Source organism: Shouchella sp. JSM 1781072 (assembly GCF_041949915.1).
Lineage (GTDB): Bacteria > Bacillota > Bacilli > Bacillales > Bacillaceae_D > Shouchella.
In genome coordinates this window covers 302,435-324,137 of sequence record NZ_JBHFQE010000001.1, presented here as the reverse complement: position 1 = coordinate 324,137, position 21,703 = coordinate 302,435, and the positions used below count along the sequence as shown (strand labels likewise).

General features: G+C 39.7%; 24 protein-coding genes. 6 read left to right on the top strand and 18 right to left on the bottom strand.

Features of this window, described 5'->3' with window-relative positions; translation table 11 throughout:
• Nucleotides 1-2: 2 nt before the first annotated feature.
• The 11 genes from ACE1TH_RS01720 to ACE1TH_RS01670 all read right to left on the bottom strand — a co-directional run bounded on the left by ACE1TH_RS01720 (nt 3) and on the right by ACE1TH_RS01670 (nt 11,914).
• Nucleotides 3-1,166 carry a thiolase family protein gene (locus ACE1TH_RS01720; RefSeq protein WP_375078271.1) on the bottom strand — a complete coding sequence of 388 codons (1,164 nt, stop codon included), beginning with the start codon at nt 1,164-1,166 and terminating at the stop codon, nt 3-5.
• A gap of 217 nt (nt 1,167-1,383) precedes the next feature.
• Nucleotides 1,384-2,382, bottom strand: coding sequence for a catabolite control protein A (gene ccpA / locus ACE1TH_RS01715; RefSeq protein WP_099301535.1), 999 nt, complete (start codon nt 2,380-2,382; stop codon nt 1,384-1,386).
• Between the two features lie 291 nt (nt 2,383-2,673).
• Complete coding sequence (locus ACE1TH_RS01710) at nt 2,674-3,765, bottom strand: bifunctional 3-deoxy-7-phosphoheptulonate synthase/chorismate mutase (RefSeq protein ID WP_099301536.1); 1,092 nt, start codon at nt 3,763-3,765, stop codon at nt 2,674-2,676.
• A gap of 237 nt (nt 3,766-4,002) precedes the next feature.
• Complete coding sequence (locus tag ACE1TH_RS01705) at nt 4,003-4,446, bottom strand: YtxH domain-containing protein (RefSeq protein ID WP_099301537.1); 444 nt, start codon at nt 4,444-4,446, stop codon at nt 4,003-4,005.
• A 1-nt stretch (nt 4,447) separates the two neighbouring features.
• Nucleotides 4,448-4,894: a DUF948 domain-containing protein gene (locus tag ACE1TH_RS01700; protein ID WP_375078270.1), complete on the bottom strand. Its 447-nt coding sequence runs from the start codon at nt 4,892-4,894 to the stop codon at nt 4,448-4,450.
• Nucleotides 4,895-5,089: 195 nt separating this feature from the next.
• Complete coding sequence (gene murC / locus ACE1TH_RS01695) at nt 5,090-6,397, bottom strand: UDP-N-acetylmuramate--L-alanine ligase (RefSeq protein ID WP_099301539.1); 1,308 nt, start codon at nt 6,395-6,397, stop codon at nt 5,090-5,092.
• 173 nt (nt 6,398-6,570) lie between these two features.
• On the bottom strand, nt 6,571-8,955 hold the full coding sequence (locus tag ACE1TH_RS01690; protein ID WP_255223644.1) for a DNA translocase FtsK: 2,385 nt from the start codon (nt 8,953-8,955) through the stop codon (nt 6,571-6,573).
• Nucleotides 8,956-9,015: 60 nt separating this feature from the next.
• The gene (gene ytpR, locus ACE1TH_RS01685; protein ID WP_375078269.1) at nt 9,016-9,618 is read right to left on the bottom strand and encodes a YtpR family tRNA-binding protein; all 603 of its coding nucleotides are present in this window, start codon (nt 9,616-9,618) and stop codon (nt 9,016-9,018) included.
• A 64-nt stretch (nt 9,619-9,682) separates the two neighbouring features.
• A complete protein-coding gene (locus ACE1TH_RS01680) occupies nt 9,683-10,483 on the bottom strand; it encodes a DUF1444 domain-containing protein (RefSeq protein ID WP_255223645.1) in 801 nt (266 codons plus the stop codon).
• A 78-nt stretch (nt 10,484-10,561) separates the two neighbouring features.
• Nucleotides 10,562-10,888, bottom strand: coding sequence for a thioredoxin family protein (locus tag ACE1TH_RS01675; RefSeq protein ID WP_099301543.1), 327 nt, complete (start codon nt 10,886-10,888; stop codon nt 10,562-10,564).
• Between the two features lie 15 nt (nt 10,889-10,903).
• Complete coding sequence (locus ACE1TH_RS01670; protein WP_099301544.1) at nt 10,904-11,914, bottom strand: PTS sugar transporter subunit IIC; 1,011 nt, start codon at nt 11,912-11,914, stop codon at nt 10,904-10,906.
• 145 nt (nt 11,915-12,059) lie between these two features.
• On the opposite strand from ACE1TH_RS01670, the gene ACE1TH_RS01665 reads away from it, so the two are divergent.
• Nucleotides 12,060-12,506 (top strand): YtoQ family protein, encoded by a 447-nt coding sequence (locus ACE1TH_RS01665; protein WP_099301545.1) that lies wholly within the window; start codon nt 12,060-12,062, stop codon nt 12,504-12,506.
• Between the two features lie 99 nt (nt 12,507-12,605).
• On the opposite strand, the gene ACE1TH_RS01660 is transcribed toward ACE1TH_RS01665, so the two are convergent.
• Both ACE1TH_RS01660 and ACE1TH_RS01655 read right to left on the bottom strand, forming a co-directional pair.
• Nucleotides 12,606-13,115, bottom strand: a complete 510-nt coding sequence (locus tag ACE1TH_RS01660; protein ID WP_099301546.1) for a DUF84 family protein — start codon at nt 13,113-13,115, stop codon at nt 12,606-12,608.
• Complete coding sequence (locus tag ACE1TH_RS01655) at nt 13,112-14,185, bottom strand: M42 family metallopeptidase (RefSeq protein WP_255223646.1); 1,074 nt, start codon at nt 14,183-14,185, stop codon at nt 13,112-13,114. The genes ACE1TH_RS01660 and ACE1TH_RS01655 overlap by 4 nt, the downstream gene beginning before the upstream one ends.
• Before the next feature lie 238 nt (nt 14,186-14,423).
• On the opposite strand from ACE1TH_RS01655, the gene ACE1TH_RS01650 reads away from it, so the two are divergent.
• On the top strand, nt 14,424-14,726 hold the full coding sequence (locus tag ACE1TH_RS01650) for a hypothetical protein (RefSeq protein ID WP_099301548.1): 303 nt from the start codon (nt 14,424-14,426) through the stop codon (nt 14,724-14,726).
• Between the two features lie 48 nt (nt 14,727-14,774).
• On the opposite strand, the gene trmB is transcribed toward ACE1TH_RS01650, so the two are convergent.
• Nucleotides 14,775-15,413, bottom strand: a complete 639-nt coding sequence (trmB, locus tag ACE1TH_RS01645) for a tRNA (guanosine(46)-N7)-methyltransferase TrmB (protein WP_099301549.1) — start codon at nt 15,411-15,413, stop codon at nt 14,775-14,777.
• A gap of 74 nt (nt 15,414-15,487) precedes the next feature.
• On the opposite strand from trmB, the gene ACE1TH_RS01640 reads away from it, so the two are divergent.
• Nucleotides 15,488-15,724 carry a YtzH-like family protein gene (locus ACE1TH_RS01640; protein ID WP_099301550.1) on the top strand — a complete coding sequence of 79 codons (237 nt, stop codon included), beginning with the start codon at nt 15,488-15,490 and terminating at the stop codon, nt 15,722-15,724.
• 47 nt (nt 15,725-15,771) lie between these two features.
• Here ACE1TH_RS01640 and ACE1TH_RS01635 read toward each other — a convergent pair whose 3' ends face one another.
• Nucleotides 15,772-16,566, bottom strand: a complete 795-nt coding sequence (locus ACE1TH_RS01635) for a phosphotransferase family protein (RefSeq protein ID WP_099301551.1) — start codon at nt 16,564-16,566, stop codon at nt 15,772-15,774.
• 393 nt (nt 16,567-16,959) lie between these two features.
• Here ACE1TH_RS01635 and purU point away from each other — a divergent pair, with 393 nt between their 5' ends.
• Nucleotides 16,960-17,823, top strand: a complete 864-nt coding sequence (gene purU, locus ACE1TH_RS01630; protein ID WP_099301552.1) for a formyltetrahydrofolate deformylase — start codon at nt 16,960-16,962, stop codon at nt 17,821-17,823.
• Between the two features lie 82 nt (nt 17,824-17,905).
• On the opposite strand, the gene ACE1TH_RS01625 is transcribed toward purU, so the two are convergent.
• Both ACE1TH_RS01625 and ACE1TH_RS01620 read right to left on the bottom strand, forming a co-directional pair.
• Nucleotides 17,906-18,622, bottom strand: coding sequence for an SDR family NAD(P)-dependent oxidoreductase (locus tag ACE1TH_RS01625; RefSeq protein WP_099301553.1), 717 nt, complete (start codon nt 18,620-18,622; stop codon nt 17,906-17,908).
• 132 nt (nt 18,623-18,754) lie between these two features.
• Nucleotides 18,755-19,057 carry a HicB family protein gene (locus ACE1TH_RS01620; RefSeq protein WP_099301554.1) on the bottom strand — a complete coding sequence of 101 codons (303 nt, stop codon included), beginning with the start codon at nt 19,055-19,057 and terminating at the stop codon, nt 18,755-18,757.
• Nucleotides 19,058-19,389: 332 nt separating this feature from the next.
• Between ACE1TH_RS01620 and cysK the strand changes: the two genes are divergently transcribed.
• Together cysK and ACE1TH_RS01610 are read left to right on the top strand one after the other, a co-directional pair.
• A complete protein-coding gene (gene cysK / locus ACE1TH_RS01615; RefSeq protein ID WP_099301555.1) occupies nt 19,390-20,325 on the top strand; it encodes a cysteine synthase A in 936 nt (311 codons plus the stop codon).
• A 389-nt stretch (nt 20,326-20,714) separates the two neighbouring features.
• A complete protein-coding gene (locus ACE1TH_RS01610; RefSeq protein WP_038482055.1) occupies nt 20,715-20,933 on the top strand; it encodes a DeoR family transcriptional regulator in 219 nt (72 codons plus the stop codon).
• A 14-nt stretch (nt 20,934-20,947) separates the two neighbouring features.
• On the opposite strand, the gene ACE1TH_RS01605 is transcribed toward ACE1TH_RS01610, so the two are convergent.
• A complete protein-coding gene (locus tag ACE1TH_RS01605) occupies nt 20,948-21,673 on the bottom strand; it encodes a pseudouridine synthase (RefSeq protein ID WP_099301556.1) in 726 nt (241 codons plus the stop codon).
• Between the last annotated feature and the right edge of the window lie 30 nt (nt 21,674-21,703).

The following is a 21,703-nucleotide window of genomic DNA, read 5'->3' as shown; positions in this document are numbered from 1 at the left end:
ATTTACATAGACTCTAATAAAAGTGCAATACCTTGCCCTCCTCCAACGCAAGCGCTTACAATTCCGTTTTTGGCTCCACTTCTTTGCATTTCATAGCAAAGTTTAGTGATAAGCATCGATCCCGTTGCTGCAATCGGGTGACCATGCGCAATTGCGCCTCCATTGACATTTAATTTGTCCATATCAATGTTTAACTCTTTATTACATGCAAGTATTTGAGCTGCAAATGCTTCATTTATTTCAACTAAGTCGATGTCTGCTAATGACACATTCGTCTTTTGAAGTAATTTTTGAATAGCTGGAACAGGACCCATTCCCATCATCGTTGGATGAACACCTGCTACGACCCAATTGACGATTTTCGCTAATGGCTTTAAGCCTCTTTGCTTAGCTTGCGTTGCTGACATCACAACTAATGCAGCAGCCCCATCGTTCACACCAGAAGCATTTCCTGCTGTTACCGTTCCATTTTGCTTAAACACCGGTTTTAATTGACTTAATCGTTCAATGTTTGAATTTGGTCGTGGATGCTCATCTTCTTTAAATACAGTCAACCCTTTTTGAGAAGGGACATGTAATGAAATGATTTGTTCTTCAAAAAAACCATTTTCCAATGCATGAGCCATCCGCATTTGACTTTGAAGTGCATATTGATCTTGCTCTTGTCTAGAAATATTGTAGAAATCAGCGACGGTTTCTGCTGTAATCCCCATTGGAGGATCGCCAATCGATTCAGGTGATAATCTTCGTTTTAAAAACGAAGGTGGAAGACGATCAAATGGTTTTTCTTGGGGTGCCATTAAATAAGGGGACCGTGTCATACTCTCTGTTCCACCAGCGATGTAAATCTGCTGTTCATTTAGCTTTACATGATCACTAGCAAGAGCAACACTATTAATTCCTGATCCACACTGACGATCTACAGTTAAGCCTGCAACTTCAACGGGTAAACCTGCTTGCAGTAAGCTGACTCTCGCCATATTTCCACCGCCGGCTAAACAATTTCCAAACACTACATCTTCCACTTCATTTCCATCCACTTCAGCACGCTTTAACGCTTCTTTCATAACGATGGCGCCAAACTCATAGGGCTCCATTTTTGCAAGACTTCCTCCAAAACGTGCGATTGGTGTACGTACAGCTGACACGATAACAGCTTCGACCATTTTATCTCTCCTTTAACTGATCTCGTATAAGGACATATGCAAGACCTATGCCAAGAAGAAAAAGTCCATACGTATAGGCAACTTCATTAAGATTTTTTTAAGTAACGCTTGAAATGATGCAAGAATGACTCAATTAATTCGTTTTTAAATCACTTTTTTAACAAAAAAACGTCCCCCGCTGCGCATAAGCACAGTGAGGGAACGTTTCAAAAACCATTTATTTCGTTGAATCTCTGCTTTCAATTCGGTGAGGCAACGTAACAGTGGACTCAGATACTTCTTCCTTATTCATTAATTTCGTTAAGAGACGCATCGAAACGGCACCAATATCGTATAGCGGTTGTACAACGGTTGAAAGAGTTGGTCGAACCATTGTCGCAAGTCTCGTATTGTCAAAGCCAACAACCTCGTAATCACCAGGTACGTTTAAGCCTTTATCTTGAATTCCATGAATGACACCAAGAGCCATTTCGTCATTCGATGCAAAGATAGCAGTCGGCTTTTTGCTTACTTCTACAAATGAATCCATTGCTTCAATCCCAGAGTCATACGAATAATCACCAATGACAATTAAATCTTCATCAAATTCAATGTTATTCTTTTCGAGCGCACTTCGATAACCCGCAAATTTCTGATAGCCATTAATCGGATCTTCTAAAGAACCGCTTAGCATGCCGATACGCTCATGCCCTTTATCGATTAAATATTGAATGACATCTTCAGCTGCTTTTGTATAATCAATATTGACAGAAGGGAACGATTTCTCGCTATCTAATGTGGCAGCTAGCACAATCGGAACAGGCGAACGTTTAAATTGCTCCGCATGCTCGTCTGTAATTTCGCCACCCATAAAAACAATTCCATCAACTTGCTTCTCTAAAAGGGTGTTAATCAAGTGAATCTCTTTATCTTTATTTTGATCCGAGTTACACAAGATGATGTTATATTTGTACATTGTTGCAATATCTTCAATTCCTCGAGCAAGCTCTGAGAAAAAGATACTTGATATATCAGGTATAATCACACCGACCGTTGTTGTTCGTTTGCTAGCAAGCCCTCTTGCCACAGCATTTGGACGATAGCCTAAGCGTTCAATGGCTTCTAATACTTTTTTCCGTGTTGTTGGTTTAACGTTCGGATTTCCGTTCACAACTCTTGATACAGTTGCCATTGAAACCCCTGCTTCTCGTGCTACATCATAAATTGTTGTATTCATATGTTATTCCTGCCAACGTTCAGCAGTTATCCTCCTTTTCGCTCTCATAAAAATGTGTATTATTAAGTTCATTAACTCTGTTTTTCAAGCTCATTTCTTATAAGGATACGATAAACAAAGATTTAGTGCAATAAATAAGCACGTGTTCACAAAAATTTTCATAAATGAAAAACAGTTTTCTTTTTTATGGAAAACAGATTTATCAATACCATTATTAATGTGCCCGCTTTCAAGGAAATTTAAACACGAAAAACACCTCCATTCATGTGAATGGAAGTGTCTATTGAACGTTTAGGCTTGATTGACTGCTTGTTTAATTAAACCAGACGATTCAAGATCATTCATAAATGAATGGAATTCGTCAAAATTCATTTGCTGTGCAGAATCAGATAGCGCCACCGCAGGGTCTGGATGTACTTCTGCCATCACTGCATCTGCACCAATAGCCAGTGCTGCTTTTGCAGTTGGAAGGAGTAAGTCTTTTCTTCCTGTAGAGTGGGTAACATCAACCATAACAGGTAAATGTGTTTCTTGTTTTAAAATTGGTACTGCCGAAATATCGAGTGTATTTCGAGTCGCTTTTTCGTACGTTCGAATACCTCTTTCACAAAGCATGATTTGGTCGTTCCCTTTTGAAACAACATATTCAGCAGCATGAATAAATTCTTCAATGGTAGCTGATAAACCTCGTTTCAATAGAACCGGCTTTTTCACAGATCCAGCAGTTTTTAATAATTCGAAGTTTTGCATATTACGTGCACCAATTTGAATGACATCTACGTAATCGAGTGCTACTTCAATATCTTTCGGTGTCACAATCTCACTGACTACTGCCATATCAAGTTCATCTGCTACACGCTTTAAGATCTTTAATCCGTCGAGACCAAGACCTTGGAAATCATAGGGAGACGTTCTCGGTTTAAATGCCCCGCCTCGAAGGAGTCGTTGACCGCGCTTCTTCATTTCTTTTGCAACAGCTAAAACTTGTTCGTAACTTTCAACTGCACAAGGGCCAAATACGAAACGCTGCTTGCCATCTCCTATCGTCTCACCTTTTACAGTAACGGTCGTGTTATCAGGATGCCTTTTTCTTGATACAAGAAGCGCTTTACTATTGTCTTCTTCTTGAAGTTCTAGACTCGCTTTAAAAATTTGTTTAAATAAGTGCTGAAGCGTTGTTGTTTCAAACGGTCCACTATTATGTTCAGCAATATGGTCGAGCATTTTTCGCTCTCGCACCGGATCGAATCGCGCAATCCCTTGCTGTCTTTTTACTTCCCCAATTTCTTTTACTAACTGCGCTCGCTTGTTGATTTGTTCTAACAAGTCCAAGTTTACTTTGTCTAATTGATCTCTTAAGCCGTCTAACTGTTCGTGACTCATTTCTCTCCACCTCTCCCATGCATCTTTAATTTATTCTGTCTATTATAACGAAGAGATCAAAAAAAGTCACGGTTTTTTTCTTTATTACTTAAACGCTTTTATGCACTAAAGTCATTATGCTATACGTGATGATCTATTAAAACCGCCACACCTTGCTTCTCAGACAGTTCGTTCCGTATCTTCATCATAAAGAAAGAGCCCTTCCATTAAAGTAATGAAAAGACTCTTTAATTCAGATTATTTCTTAGCTGATGATTTTGCTTTTTTCTCAGCGTCATTTACTTCGCTTTTTACCGTTTCAGAAATATTTTTTCCGGCTTCTTCAGCATCTTCTTTTAAATCTTTTGCTAAGCTTTTCGCTTCTTCCATTTGATTCTCAGCTTCGTCTTTTGCAGAAGAACTTAAATCCTTCACTTTATCAACCACTTGTTGGGATTGATCAGAAACCGTTTTTGCTATGTTTGTAGACTTTTCTTTTGCAAGATCTGCCCATTCATTTCCTTTTTCATAAACGTCGTTTGTTAGTTGAGCCGTTTTTTCTTTTGCGTTATAAGCTTGCTCACTAATATCGCTACGTAATTCTTTACCTGATTTTGGTGCTAGAAAAAGAGCTGTTGTCGCTCCAACGATTCCACCTACTAGTGTACCAATTAAAAAATCTTTCGTATTCATATCTCCCATGTTAAAACTCCTCCTTGGACTGATTTTGTTCTAATTGTTGTTTTCGTTGCTTAAACTTTGTATAGAAATCTAAAACAGCTTGGCCCCATTGAACGGCTTGCGAAACTGTTTCAGCATTTCGACTGGTTTCGGCATTCACTTTTGTCGTTACTTGTCTCACCGAATGATTAATGGATTTTAATGATTCTCCCAAGTCTTTCGATGAATCAAATAACACCTGTAGTGAATCTGATTTACGCTGCACATCGTCAGCTAAAGCATTTGTTTTTTGAAGCAAAGCTTCTGATTCAGCTGTAATGCCTTTCATCTGACCTTCCAACGATTTAATCGTTGCAGATGTTTGCTCTAATGTCTTTGTTGTTGATTTTAGTGTTTTTATTACGTAAATAACAAAAAGTGCAATCGCTACAGCTATAATAAAGACACTTATGTATAACAAAGCTTCCACTTAGCATACCCCCTCCTTAATTCTTTACCCAATTCTACAATCTTAAAACAAAAGATTCAAATAGAGGGCTGCAAAAACAAATTCGACATTTCCCATCGATCTCCTGCTCACAATTGTTTATCTTACAAAAAGAAAAAAGATAACTAGAACTGTTCTAGTTACCTTCTTATACCCTTCTTTATCAAAAACTATGCATTAGCTACTTTTTTTCTGACTTATTTCATAGGCTTTTTGATATTTTTGGATATCCCCAGCCCCCATAAACAGTAATACTTCGTGCTCATGGACCTGTAATTGTTCTATTTTTGATTCGTGCATTAAGTGACTTCCATCAATTAATTGTTGTAATTGCTCAATGGTTAGAGAGCCTTGATCTTCTCTTGCAGATCCAAAAATGTCACAGAGGTAAACCGTATCGGCTTGACTTAGCGCATCAGCGAACTCTTGTAAGAACGCTTTTGTACGAGTAAATGTATGTGGCTGAAAGATCGCCGTTACTTTACGGTCTTTGTATTTCTTTTTTGTTGCTTCAATGGTTGCCGCAATTTCAGTCGGGTGATGGGCATAGTCATCAATTAAAATTTGCGAGCCGAATACTTTTTCACTGAAGCGTCTTTTTACACCTGCAAATGATTTTAAATGCTTCGCAACATCTTCATACTGTAAGCCTTCATAATGACACAACGTAATGATCGCAAGTGCATTTTTTACGTTGTGGTCGCCATAACCTGGAATTAGAAAGGTTCCGTATCGATCTCCACGGATGTACGCATCAAAAGATGTTCCTTCTGACGTGCTTTTCACGTCTCGCGCTTGGAAATCATTATCTTCATTTAAGCCATAATAGAGAATTGGTACATTGGCTTTAAGCTCCTGCAAATGCTGATCGTCTCCACATGCAATGATCGCTTTTTTAACTTGTCGAGCCATTTCTTCAAACGCAGAAATGACATCATCCACGCTTTTAAAATAATCTGGATGGTCAAAATCAATGTTCGTCATAATGCAGTAGTCAGGCGAATAGTTTAAGAAATGACGACGATATTCACACGCTTCGAATACAAAGTAGTCGGAATCAGTCGTACCTTTCCCTGTGCCATCTCCAATCAAATAAGAGGTTGGCTTAATTGAGCCGATGACGTGAGCAAGTAAACCGGTTGTAGATGTTTTTCCATGAGATCCTGTAATCGCTACGCTTGTAAATTGAGAAATAAACGACCCTAAAAATTCTGGGTACACGTCTACTTTTAAACCAAGTTCTCGTGCACGAACAATCTCTTCATGGTTTTCTCCATACGCAGCGGACATAATGACATGCTGCTGTTCTTTAATATTATCCGCAGAAAAAGGAAGAAGCGGAATGCCTTTTTTCTCAAGAGGTTTTTGAGTGAAAATGGCTTCTGTAATATCTGAACCTTGAACGTCTTCTTTCATATCATCTAATATTTGCGCTAACGCACTCATACCAGAGCCTTTAATTCCGGTAAAATGGTAGGTTGTCACTGATAAAGCCTCCAATCTAAGCCCTAGGTTCGTTTCTAGGTGCCGATCCAATCGCTAAATTTCCGTTAATAATGTTTAGTATATGCGATAACCTATAAATGGTCCGGTCATTCACTATACAATCCATCACTTTCCATTACATATCATATATAAGTTTTGTCTTTTTCTCAAGTTCAAGCTAGATCTGACTTTGAATGGAACGTTTGATTTAGCTGATCTTCCGTTACTAACACGGTTCTTGGCTTACTTCCCATCGCACCAGAAATAACGCCTCTTGCTTCCATCATGTCCACGAGTCGAGCGGCTCGATTGTAGCCAACGCGAAAGCGGCGTTGAATACTTGAAGCAGAACCACTTCCTTGTTCCACGACAAAATAACACACATCCTCAAACAACTCATCTTCTTGTTCTGTTTGTTCAAACGCTTTCTCTATCGCTTCACTTTCAAACGCATAGTTTGGCGATCCTTGTTTTTTAGCGTAGTCGATTACCGCTTCAATTTCGTCGTCAGATACAAATGTACCTTGAACGCGAACCGGTTTCGCTGCACCATTTTCATGGAACAGCATGTCGCCTCTTCCCAATAACCGCTCTGCACCGCCCATGTCCAGAATGGTTCGTGAATCGGTTTGTGACGAAACGGAAAAAGCAATTCTTGTCGGGATGTTCGCTTTTATTAACCCTGTAATAACATCTACAGATGGTCTTTGAGTTGCTAAAAGTAAATGAATCCCGCATGCACGCGCTTTTTGAGCGATTCGACAAATGGCATCTTCTACGTCTTGAGGGGATACCATCATTAAATCAGCTAGTTCATCAATAACTACAAGAATATATGGTAGCTTTTCGTGTCTTTCGTTGTACTTCTCGATATCACGTACCCGCGTTTTACTAAAGAGCTCATAGCGCCTCTCCATTTCTTGAACAACCCATTTCAACGATGCAGTCGCTTGCTTCGGATCAGTAATAACAGGCGCTAATAAATGAGGCACATCGTGATAAGGAGCCAATTCTACCATTTTAGGATCAACAAGCAACAATTTTAAGTCTTCTGGTGAAGCTTTGTATAACAAACTAATTAAAATGGAGTTAATGCATACACTTTTACCTGAACCTGTTGCGCCTGCCACTAAACCGTGGGGCATTTTCTTTAAATCAGTCACAACTGGGTTCCCAGATATATCAAGGCCTAAAGCTGCCGTAAGCGGAGAGGATGGAGTACGAAACACATCTCTTCGCAAAATTTCCCTGAGCATAACCGGCGTAGACGTTCGATTTGGCACTTCAATTCCGATTGCATTTTTTCCTGGAATCGGCGCTTCAATTCGAATATCTTTTGCAGCTAAAGACAGCTTAATATCATCTGTTAAATTCGTAATCTTGTTCACCTTAACGCCTTTTGCTGGTTGAATTTCAAACCGAGTGACAGCTGGACCTTTTGTTCGATTCACCACTTTGGCATCAACGTGAAAGCTAAGCAATGTTTCCTCAAGCAATGTAGCTTGTTCATCTAGCCAAGCGCTATCATCGTCTGTCGTTCTCTCAGGATAATGAAGCAGTTTAAGAGGTGGCGCATCATAATGATCCACTCGCTCTTCCTGTCGTGAATGCTGCTGTTTCTTTCGTCGATCTGTTGGCAGCATTAAGACATTAAAAGGAATCTCCTTTTTTTCAGAAGACCTGGATGTGCTCTTTCTTGGGATTTCTTTCGGCGATTCATCTACTTTATGCTCTTCTAAACGAGTGCTTTCTTCTTCCATCGGCTCCACCACTTCTGGCGTTACAGACTCTTCTTCAGCAATAACCGCTATTTCTGACTCCTCTTTAATGGCCGTTTCTACATCTGGACCACTTTCAACGACTGAGGCGACAACCTCCGGCTCCATTTCCAGTTCAGGCTGCTTTTCGTTATCCTCCACTACCTCTTCCGATTTTGGAACAACGGTCGGCTCCTCAACTTGATTTTCAGGTTCTGTGTCAGCGACATGTTTCTCTTTTAAAGATGCAAGCATCAATCGATTTGTTTCAACTACAGATTGTTTTTCAACGATTTGTGAAAGCTGTACGGACTCACTTGTTTGTTCTTGATCGTTAGACATCGAATCATCTTTTTCGTTCATACGCTCAATAAAGCTTTGCTGCGCGTGTCTCGTATTGCGTAATAACCAGTTATAGTCGCTATTATCGCTCACCATGTTTTTTTGAATCCCATGTACTGGCGAAGGAATCGTTGTAGGCTTAAATGTTCCTTGAAAATACGTTGACTCACGTGACGGTGTTTTAGTTCTTAGCGTTGAAGTCTTCTTTTGATAATTTGCCTCAATCGCTTTTTCTGGATGACTCTTTTCCTTTTGTCCTTCGTTATTCTCTTGATTATGATACGAATAGCCATAGTAAAACGTCATCCTAGCATCTTCTAACTCTTCAACTGGCTTTTGATCGGTTTGCTTTGGACGTTTTACATCTTCCTCTGAATGAGTGGATGTATGTATTGGTTCATCTCGATTCTCATCTTCTTGTCCTTTGAAGTAATTGAACCATTTGTTCAAAAAATTCATGATTTCACCACCTGAAGTAAAAAAGCTGGCATTCTTAAAAAGAGCCAGCCTTATTAACAATTATAAATATGCAGATCCAATTTCCTTGTCATCTGGCAATACGAGAATGCCTTTTTCAGCAGGAGCATCTTTTAACCCTAGTTCTTTTGCAGAACAAATCATCCCATGAGACGCTTCTCCACGTAGTTTTGCTTCTTTAATAACCAATCCACTAGGCACAATGGCACCAACCTTTGCCACAACGACTTTTTGACCTGCAGCAATATTTGGTGCTCCACACACAATCTGTGATTTTTCATCACCTAGATCCACTTGACAAACAGATAGTTTATCAGCGTTCGGATGCTGTTCACAACTCTCTACATGACCCACTACAAATAGTGGCTTTTGCTCAAAATTTAAATCAACGGTTTGTCCATTTTCTGACGCAGCTTTTTGTACGAGCGCTTCAATATCTTTCGTTAATTCAATAGCGCCTTCCCCGTCTACTTCTCCGTAATTCGATGCATGTAGCACATTAATACCAGCTAGCGCACCTGTTGTTCGATTTTTTATTTGGACAAAGTCTCCATGCTGTTCCACAAGACGGTCATCAATGGAAGCTTGTTCCTTAACAAGCAATAAGACATCGCCAATTCCTTTTTTGTTATAAAATGCGTTCATCGTCTGCTCCTCTTGCCACACGTAAGCGTAGCGTTTCTAGTATACTTCATTAATTAAACTTGGACTATCGGTCTTTAGGCTTTTTTTGCGCTAAGATAAATACAGGTTCAAGCTCTCCTCTTTCAACAGCAAAAGGAAGTGCGGTAACCGGGATTCGTCCATTTCGGAAAAATTGCAAGGCCATTTGTCCTAAAACGTCATAACCGGTGTGATTTTGAATATCGGCAAAGATTAGTGAATCTTGATGAGGAATTGCAATCGCTAGCTCCCCTTTAACCTTTTGTTCCATTTTTTCAATGAATGATTGATCAAGGACGCGACTTGCATCATAGCCATCGTTTGCACTTACAAAATAAAACGTATTTCCAGCTACCTCATCTTGCTTCACTGGACACTCTAATGAACGAATGTTAAACATCGCCATCTCTTTTAATTCTTTTAACCCTAGAGAGCTGTCTGCTAAACGAGCTTCATCAATTAACGTGTACGTTTCACCTAGATCAAGCGCATAATAAATTCTTGTTTCTGCTGTGTGTACGTCAAAGATGAGCTTTTTTCCATCTGACGTTTCTTCTGGAAAAGATGCAGCCCGTATAACCGGAAAAATATGCTTTTCTTTTCCATCAAGTGCGACGCTTTCTTTCATTGACATAAGCCCAACTCGTACATGGCGAATCGCTTCTTCAATTGAATCGTACTCTTTTCGTTCCCAGCGCGCTAATAATGGTTTAAGCGCTAACGTTACACCTTTATTAATGGATGGATCTTCTACACGTAACGTACTCTCTTTATGGTCATAACGGATGGTCCAGCCATCATGTTGTAATTTGTCTTCGATTTGTTTTCTAAAGGTTTGAAGATTCAACGTTAACCCTCCTTATTCGTACTTTAGTTTAACACGAATCGACTAAAAACTAAAAAGCTAGGAGGTTGATTTCACCTCCTAGCCTACTTTTGCTTCTGCTTCTGTTAGAAACGTTTGAATTTCATCTTCTGTCTTACGGTCTTTAGAAACAAATCGTGCTAACTCTTCACCGTTTGAAAAAGCAAGGAAGCTTGGTATTCCGAACACATCATGATCGATGCAAACATCGATAAGTTTGTCACGGTCTACATAATAAAACGTAAACGTCGGGTAATCTACTTCCAGTCGAGGTAGAAACGGCTCAATCACTCGGCAATCTGGACACCAATTAGCTGAGAATAGAAAAACGGCTGTCTCCGATTCTTTAATTTTGTTAAATTCTTCAACGCTTGCTACATGTTCCATCGTATACACCCCATCTTAACCTTCTAAAAGATTCATGTCGTTCTTTTTTATCCAGCCTTTTTTTCTCATCCACTCAGATACAACGAGCGCAACGACCGCTGGTATTCCTACATAGCATACTACAACTTGAGTGAAAATCAACCACGTAAAGCCCATTTCTGTAAAAGTCATAATCGGTCCGACTAACCCACTCGTGCCCATTCCAGCTCCAGCTGCATTATTTATTAAACCGAAGACCATTGTCCCAACTGGAGCAGCAACTAAACTTGCCACTGTTGGCGGAATGAGAATGCGAGGGTTTCGAATAATATGCGGCACTAACAGCATCGATGTGCCAATACCAATTGAAAGTAGCCCGCTTATTCGATTATCTCGATAACTAGCAACCGCAAAACCGACCATTTGTCCCGCACAACCAATCGCAGCAGCTGCGGCGACAGGCCCTTGTACATCAAGCATGATTGCTATGGCAGCACTAGAGATAGGCGCCGTTAGTGCCCACCCCATTAAAACCGCAACAACACCACTCATAATAAGCGGTTGCTGAGTTGTCGCCCACGTAATCGCATCACCAATCGACACCATTAAGAACTGGATTGGCGCGCCTAAAAGAAATGCAACGGTATACCCAGATACAATTGTCGCAATCGGTGTAACGAGAATATCAATCTTTGTTTCTCCTGCAACAATTTTTCCTATTTCTGCTCCCACTATAGCTGCTAAAAAACTGCCAGCAGGCCCTCCATAAAACGCACCTGCAGCACCACAGACAATTGTTGCTAGTACGACGAAATTAGGTGCAACCAGTGCGAGAGCGACCGCAGCACCAATTGCTGCTCCATATAGGTCCATCGTAAATTGACCAAGTTCAATCATTTGCTCAATTTGAATTTGTTCTCCAATTGTTCGAATAATAATACCAATAATTAATGTCGCAAACAAACCAAACGTCATTTGTCCCATCGCTTTAATAAAATAAGTACGTAACGACGGTTGAACCCCTTTTTTCGCTAAAAAAGCTTTCATGTCTCACACTCCAAAAAGTAATCTTGTCTTCTTTAAGAATACGATATGTCTTTTCATGTGACAAGACAATTTGAGTAGGTTTACTTTTCTTCATTTAGGATATCCATTATCATAGAAACTAAAGACATGTAAAGGGAGTTTTATAATGAAACTAAATGTGTATTTAGCTGGAGAAATTCATTCAAATTGGCGCGACACAATTAAAGATTTAGCAAAGCAAGATGATTTACCTCTAACCTTTAATGGGCCAATGGAAAATCATGATAAAAGTGACAAAATTGGTGAAATGATTTTAGGAGAGCAACCGACAAACATTCACACAGATGAAGCTGCATCAAGTATAAACAATTTACGAACTCAAATCCTTATGAAAAAATCAGACGTTGTCATCGCTTTATTTGGTGAGGAGTACAAGCAATGGAATACTGCTATGGATGCATCGAGGGCCATTGAAGCCGGTATCCCCGTTATTCTAATCCGTCCAGAGAAACTTCACCACGCCCTAAAAGAATTATCAAATAAAGCTCAAGTCGTGGTCGAGACACCTGAACAAGCGGTTCAAACGTTAGCCTATATTTTCGCAGAACAATAAATCTTAAAACGATAATTGTTCCCTATTGTAAAATTGATTCAGATAACTAGATAACAACGAAAAGACGAGTAATCCGGGATTACTCGTCTTTTAACATCCTCAATGGAGTGTAGGACGCTGTTCAAATTTATACATGCCGTAACAACTCTCTACAAGCTGTGCAAACATTTGTTTACGCGTTACGCGACCATTTGTTAGCAATCCGATTGCTCCATCTTTTTTACCAATTTGAATGCCAATAATATGGGAAAGCTCTATCCCTGACTCTAGCGAATCATTAAATGTTTTAGGCAACGGCAAACTTAAACCTGAAGCTGGGTAAATACGACCATCTCGGGTCACTAAAACACCCCAATTGCAAAGATAATAAATGCCTTCAACGCGCATCACGCCACCTTCAAGGCCAATTCCTAAGTCAGCGTCCTCCGCTTGTCTTGCGCTTTCAGCTCGATTCAATGCCCCTTTTCGCGTTTCTTCACTTGATAAAGGTTGATCCCTTACTCCTGAAGGAGATGGAATCGAGGAAATGAGAATAGGTTCTTTTATTAGTACATCTTTAACAGCGTGCACTTTCGCAGGGTTTTTTGTCCCTACTGCTAGCGTCATCATACGTACGACGTTAAACTTTCATACGTTGACTTATCAGTGGAACGGACAAGTTTGACTAACAATTCTTTTGCCGCAGCATAATCATCAATGTGTAAAATTGATGAAGATGTATGAATATAGCGCGCACATACGCCAATGACAGCTGAAGGAACACCATCGCCAGACGTATGAATGCGACCTGCATCCGTTCCACCTGGTGAGATGAAGAACTGATACGGAATGTTATTTGCTTCTGCCGTATCAAGTACAAAATCACGCATCCCTTTATGTGTAATCATTGTGCGGTCATGAATCCGAACTAGCGCACCTTTGCCTAAATGACCAAATGCATCTTTTCCACCAGTTGCATCATTAGCTGGACTTGCATCAAGCACATAGCTCAAATCAGGTTGAATCATATGTGCCGCTGTTGCTGCACCTCTCAAACCGACTTCTTCCTGTACGGTTGCACCAGAGAAGAGCAAATTTGGTACGGTTTCTCCTTTAAGCTCTTTTAACAATTCAATGGCTAGACCGACACCGTAACGGTTGTCCCAAGCTTTTGCCATAATTTTTTTAGGGTTCGCCATTGGCGTAAACGGGCATTCAAGAGCGATTGGCTGTCCAGGCTTAATCCCTATCGATAGACAATCGTCTCGATCATCAGCGCCAATATCAATATACATTTCTTCAATTGGCATGGGCTTTGAACGCTGCGAATCTTGCAGCAAATGCGGTGGTGTTGAACCAATTACTCCAATAATCGGTCCATTATCGGTCATGATTTGTACGCGCTGTGCTAGAAGGACTTGCGACCACCAGCCACCTAATGTTTGAAATTTAATTAGTCCTTTTTCATTGATTGAAGTCACCATGAATCCCACTTCATCCATGTGTCCAGCTACCATTACTCTTGGGCCTTCTTCATTACCACGTAAGACACCAAACGTGCTGCCTAATTTATCTTGAATAATTTCGTCGGTATGTTTCGATAATTCTTTTTTAACGAATGCTCGAACATCATGCTCAAAGCCTGGCGGTCCTACAAGTTCGGTTAAAGACTGAAATAATTGTTTTGTTTGATCGTTCATATGTACCTCCCACAAGCTATTCTTTTTTTATTTTACAAAATTTCTTTCAGATAAGCTAGCGATTCATTTGTTCTATTGAGTTGTCATGTAAAGGAGATTTACTTTTCACACAAAACTATGGTATCGTAAGTGGTGATTCTAACAGAGATGGTTTTTATTCTTTGATTTAAGGGGATATCATGAATTGTACCCATCAACTGGCGCTCCACTTACTTTTTATCATAAGGAGAGGTTTAAATTGAAACGTTTATCGATTGGGATTGGCGTAGGCGTTCTTATAGGTGTACTAGCATCTAGAGCTTGTCAATCGGATGAAATGAAGCCTGAGACCGTTCTAAAGAAAGTGAAAGCAGTAGTAAAACAAGAATACATTATTCATGGCTCTTGGATACACATGCAGCCTGAAACGATTAATCATTTAGGTCTTACGTATCAAGCTTATCGTGGTGGCTTAACAAGTTCAACAGTCGACGGACCCGTTCAATATGAATTCGTTGCCGATATAAACAGCGGTGTTCTTTTAAAGCTTGAACAAATTTAAATCCTTTTACTAAAAAGAGTCCTGCAAGGTGCAGGACTCTTTTTTCGCTTATGAAAACGTTGCTTCTAACCGATAAATCCGATCACCTTTAGCAGAAAATTTCTCTTCATATTCTGTCATAATATTGCCTTCCATCTCGCTATTATGGAGATCAAGGCTCACATTTTTAAATGATAGCCCATAGCTAGACATGCTATGAAGGGAGTATTCAAATAGCCTTTGGTTATCGGTTTTAAAATGAATCTCTCCTTGAGCATCCAGCACCTCGCGATACATACTCAAATAATGTTCGTGCGTCAGACGTCTTTTCTCATGGCGATTTTTTGGCCAAGGGTCCGTAAAATTAATAAACAATCGATTAATTTCTCCAGCTGAAAAAAATTCAGTTAAATCGCCAACATCTTCACTTAAAAGCTTAACGTTTGAAACCCCAGCGCCTTCTATGTTTTCCATTGCTGTAATAAGAACACTCTCGTATCGCTCTACGCCTATGAAATTCACTTCGGGGTGAGCTTGTCCCATCTTCGTTATAAACTGACCCTTCCCTGTTCCAACTTCAATATGAATTGGATTGTTGTTTCCAAAAATGTCTTTCCAATTTCCTTTTTGTAAAGCTGGTTCTTGAATGACAATCGTTGGTCGTTTATTCAATTCCTCTCTTGCCCACGGTTTATGTCTTAAACGCATGTCTATCCCTCTTTCTTATCATTTCTGAATAATTTTCAAACAATCAAGCTACGCTATAAGGAAGGAGGTGTAACATGCCTTTATCAACAAATCATAAACTTTCGTTAATTAAAGACTTATTACTCAGTCAGCAAACCGAGCATTTCCTCACTCATAACGAGCACGAACAACTGACGCAGCTCTTGTCAAATGTCGCTCAAGATCAATCGCTTGATTCGAGCCTTTCTGATACGATCTCGCAAATTTCAAGCGCAACAGAGACCGACACATTCGATTCTCAAACCATTAATAGTTGGCTTGAACAATTATAATTGGCTTATTTCCTAGGAAATAAGCTATCTCTCCTCAAACAAATAGCTCATCTCTGATAAGATGAGCTATTGATTAAATAAGACAAATTTTTTTCATAGCTACGTACTTGATCTTCGTTATTTCGACTATAGTGCCAAAGAAACTCTGAAATGCTATTTGCCACAACATACCAGTACATTCTTAATCGCAAGGAATCTGTTAACCGCTCGCCATACACGGCTAACCAATCGGCCCACTCATCTTCAGGGATATACGTATATAACAATAGACCTAAATCAAGAGCGGGATCAGCAACGGTCGCACCGTCCCAATCAATTAAATATAAATTCTCATGTTCATCACGCATCCAATTATTATGGTTAATATCTCCGTGACAAACTGCATACTTAGTGTCATCTAATCGCTGAAGTAAACGCTCAAGTTCGCTTAAGCCTTTATCAATTAACGGGTTATCAAGTCCATAAAGCGATACTTGCAAATGCATGTTTTCAATCATTACAGATGGAACTAACGGTTTATTCCCCATCCTTGTAAACATATCAAGCAAGTCAGCAGAATCATGAATATTTGCAAGCAATTTTGCTGTACTTGCTTTCCTCATTTCCTTCGCTTTAAGTTCCCTCCCTTGAATCCAGCGCTGTGCCGTAATGACGTCACCACTTTCTAACCTCTTCGTCCACAATAATTTCGGGACAATTCCTTCAGCAGAAAGAACCGCAAGAAAAGGAGATGAATTTCGCTTTATGAATAATTGATAGTCGCCATGTCTAGCAACGTATGCTTCACCAGTTGCGCCTCCAGCGGGTAAGACATCCCAGCCTTCTCCTAAAAACAATTCCACCAGGTTCACCCTCAATTTCCTTTTCTTTTCTTCCGCTTCCTCACTGCTTTTCTATTAAAAAAAATCCATTAAAAGAAGCAGAGCACAGCAAAGTCTCTGCCATCTGTTCAATCAACTCTATAATCGTTACGATTGAAGCGGCATCGTGCATGATCACAATCAATAGGTAGGTCTTATGTTACCAAAAATTTATAAGAAACGTCAACGTGAGATTAAAAAAAACTATTTCCAAATGCCTTTGGCAGAAATCGAATCTTCTCATAGTAAAAATGATTCTGTCAATCGGCTTTTTCCTTTAGGAAAGATTGACAGCAAGCGAATAAGTTTGCTTCAATAGGGGAGTTATATAACGATATACTTGTTTAAAAGGTGTTTAGAACGGAGGAACAAAACGTGCACCATCACGAAAATCGCGCAATCTTACTTGTAACGTGTCAAGATAAACCAGGCATTGTCGCTGCAATTTCTACATTGCTCTTCAATCATCACGCCAATATTGTTCAATCTGACCAATATTCCACTGACCATGAGCACGGTCGATTTTTTATGAGAGTCGAATTCGAATGGCAAAAAGACCACGCTCATTTTGAAGCGATCCAACAAGGGCTCAAAACGTTGGCTGCCACACATGATTTCACTTATAAATTAGAGGAAGCTCAACGAAAGAAGCAAATGGCCATTTTTGTCTCTAAAGAAAATCATTGTTTGTCTGAACTTTTATGGAAATGGAAAGCGGGCGAATTATACGCAGACATTCCTCTTGTGATTAGCAACCACCCAGATACACAAGCTGAAGTTGAATCGTACGGCATTCCTTTTTATCATATTCCAGCAACAAAAGAAAATAGAGAAGAAGCGGAAGCCGCTGCAATTGCATTGTTAAAAGAGCATAATATTGAGTTAGTCGTATTAGCTCGCTACATGCAAATTTTAACATCAACATTTGTCTCCCAATTCCCGCAGCGCATCATTAACATTCACCATTCGTTTTTGCCTGCGTTCATTGGCGCTAACCCTTACGCAAAAGCATTTGAGCGCGGCGTTAAATTAATTGGTGCTACTGCTCATTACGTGACAGACGACTTAGATGAAGGCCCTATTATTGAACAGGACGTTATTCGCGTTGACCACCGTCACTCTGCGAAAGACTTAAGAATTGTCGGCAGAAATATTGAGCGAATCGCCCTTGCACGAGCCGTTCAATGGCATTTGGATGACCGTTGTATCGTTCATCAAAACAAAACGATTTTATTTTAATAAACGTAGTAACGCAAAGACGAATGTTCTCGATAATGAACATTCGTCTTTCTTTTTTAAGGCTATTTTTCTTACGCTTTACTTAATGCTCATAAATCATTTTTCTTGTCATACCCCCATCAATTGTGAGCGTTTCACCATTAATAAAGTTATTTTTAGGATCCGCTAAAAATAAACAAGCCTGTGCAATATCATTTGGTGTACCCACACGCTTCGATGGATGCTGGCGGTGATCAACCTCTCTTAACTCTTCAACATCGCCTGTATGGATCCATCCAGGTGCAATAGCATTGACGGAGATGGTTGTATCTTGAAGAGAGACGGCCATCGCATGTGTTAGCGCCACAATCCCCCCTTTAGAGGTCGCATATGCTTCTGAATCTGGTTCAGACATATAAGCACGCGTTGATGAAATGTTAATGATCGCAGCAGGATTTTCCTCCTTTTTCATCTTTTTTGCAAACCCTTGAGAGAGTAAAAATGTACTTGTTACATTTGTTTGCAGCACATGGTTCCACTCATCAATGGTTAACTCAAAAAAATCTTTAAATGTCGAGACTCCAACATTGTTAATTAATACAGTAGGCGTTCCAAACTCTTCTGAAATGTGGTTCATAGTTGCTTGCACTTGTTCATAATCTGCTAAATCCGCTTGCAACGGTACTACACGTTCTTGTTCCCATGTTTGCTTCTCTTTATCAATCGTAATGACACGATGCCCTTCTTTTGCAAATGCTTGAGATACAGCTTTGCCAATCCCATTCGCACCACCTGTTACAACGACTAAACGGTTTTTCACGTTCCATCATCCTTTCCTGTACCCACTATTTACCCTCTTCATTCTAATAAAAAACGATCTATTTACTCATGTTCCTCGTTATATACAAATAAAAAAAGCCTCCTTTTCGCTTTGGAGGCTTTTACGTTTGCATTACCCTTGTTCTAACGCTAATAGCTCATGATTAATAAACGCAAATTCGGATTTATCCATTGGGGCATCAATCCAGATAATTTGCGGTCTTTGCAAATGTGGAGGGAAACTCTCTTTCCCATATGTTTGTTCCCATACAATAATGCTCTCATTAAGGTTTTTTTTGGCTTCTAGAAACGTATCGCCAAACCCTACGCATTCTTCTAACCCCATGAGTTCGACCATCATTTCAGTCGCTCCGAGCCAATTAAATACTTTCCTTACACGTAAATCATAGAAAGAGATGTAGCTGCCCTGGCCCATCAAATACCTCCCTTTATTTCTGAACAGCTCAATGACAATTAGTTTTATATTAGTAAATTTTGTTAATTAATAACGTACATTAAAATAACACGACCTTTTTATTATAGCCTTTACGACTTTACGTTTCAATGCCCTTCCTAATTAATTTTAAAGAATCTGTAAAGATCGCATTGATTGTGTTAAAATAATTGATCATTTATTGGTCAATCTATACATACACATCGTTTCATACTAGTCGTCATTTCGTATGTATTAAGCAAAAATATTCGCATGTCTTCTGTATTGCCTTTATAATGTGTAACGTAGAGGAAGACATTTAATGAGGTGAAAAAATGAAAGTCGTAAATAATGTTGCTGAATTAATTGGAGAAACGCCGCTAATTCGTTTAAACAAATTAGGCGATTCAAAGGGAGCAGCCGTCTACTTAAAACTAGAAATGTTTAACCCGAGCGGCAGCGTGAAAGACCGTGCAGCTTATTCGATGATTGTACAAGCAGAAAAAGATGGCTTATTAAAAGAAGGTTCAACAATTATTGAACCAACTTCAGGAAATACTGGTATTGGTCTGGCGATGAATGCAGCCGCCAGAGGATATCGCGCCATTTTAGTGATGCCAGACACAATGAGTCAAGAACGTATAAACTTGCTTAAGGCTTATGGAGCTGAAGTCGTTTTAACCGAAGGCGATAAAAAAATGCCAGGTGCCATTGATAAAGCAAAACAACTAGTTGAAGAAATTCCTGGTGCATACATGCCAATGCAGTTTGAAAACGAAGCAAACCCGGATGCGCATCGAAAAACTACCGCTTATGAAATAAAACATAGCCTTGATTCAATCGGTGTTAGCCTATCCGGTTTTGTCGCTGCTTCAGGAACTGGTGGAACCATCACCGGAACTGGCGAGACATTAAAGGAATTCTACCCAGATGCAATTATTCATGTTGTTGAGCCTGCAGGTTCTCCTGTATTATCCGGTGGCAAACCTGGTCCTCACAAGCTTGTGGGAACAAGCCCTGGCTTTATTCCATCAATCTTAAATCAAACCGTTTATGATGAAATTAGACGCATCGATGATGAAAATGCATACAAGACGACACGTGATTTAGCTCGATTAGAAGGCATTCTAGTTGGTCCTTCATCAGGGGCTGCCTGCTTTGCTGCGCTAGAACTAGCAAAAACAATGTCTCCTGATGACCATGTCGTTGCGATTGCGTGCGATACAGGCGAACGTTATTTATCAACAGATTTATTTCAGTTTGAAGACTAACAATCACTCAAATAATCTTCGTAATGAGTCACCCTCATTTACGAAGATTTTCTTATATAATCGTTAGTAAAGCATCCCATCGCTAAAGCAATCACCGTTTATTTTCTGTACAATTTCTTCGATACATTCATAAACGTTCGGCTTTTTAACGATGTTTACTTGCAGGTGTTCCATTTTAACCAACAATTTACATGATTTCTTCTTTGCGCTTTTTCTTATTTTGGTGTAAACTATAAGTGTCTAATTAGAGAGCGATCTTTTTTAGATTAGATGCACGACAATCAAGACCATCACCTCACCTAACTTAGCAACATTGGATTAAATGGTTTTCAATTTGCATAGGATTGGGTATAGGGATTTGAATTCATATTTAAAGAAGGAGTGGTTTTTTGCAAACTTCAACTGATCGTATGCTGACTCGAATTAAGTCCATCTACTTGTACATCAAACAGAAGGGAACTGTCACGACGAATGAATTAGTTGAAGAGTTCGGCATCACTCAACGAACCGTGCAGCGAGACTTAAATGTACTTGAATATAACAATTTGGTCGTTAGCTCAGCACGAGGCAAATGGAAAGCAACAAGTAAAAAAACAAAAGTATCATAAAAAAGAAAAGACCCTTATAGGTCTTTTTTTTGGTTTGTTTTGGCCATGAGACGTTCTTCAGACGTTAATTCACGAAAATGGCCGCGGGGCAATTTTTCATCCATCCACAATGAGCCAATTCTTAATCTCTCAAGCTCAATTACTTGTTTCCCTACCGCTTCAAACATACGCTTTACTTGGTGATATTTCCCTTCCGAAACTTCTACATGTACGATCGACCATTCATCCGCTTGTTTTATTTCTAATTGTGCAGGCTTAGTCGTGTAGCCATCCTTTAACGTTACGCCTTGTTCAAACGCTCGAACATCTTCTTCCGTAACGCTTCCTCTAATTTCAGCACGATACAGTTTCCCTACATGTTTTTTTGGTGACATCAATTCATGGGAATATTGCCCATCATTTGTTAATAGGATGAGTCCCTCTGTATCCAGATCCAAGCGTCCTATAGGGAAAAGCGGGTAATGTCCATACTCTGCTGACACTAAATCAATCACGGTTTTATGCACACGGTCCTCTGTTGCGGAAAGAACATTTTTTGGCTTATTCAACATGATGTAGACGTATTCTTTGTACTCAACCTCATCCCCACTTACTTGAATTGAGTCCTGATCTGGATCGACCTGAGTTTTTGGATCTTTCACCTGTGTTCCATTAACATGAACAGCGCCGTGTTTAAGTATTTTTTTCACCTCTGCACGTGATCCATAACCTGCATTCGCGAGGAGTTTATCCAATCTCATGTTCACAACCCTTTCTTTCTCAAAAGAAAT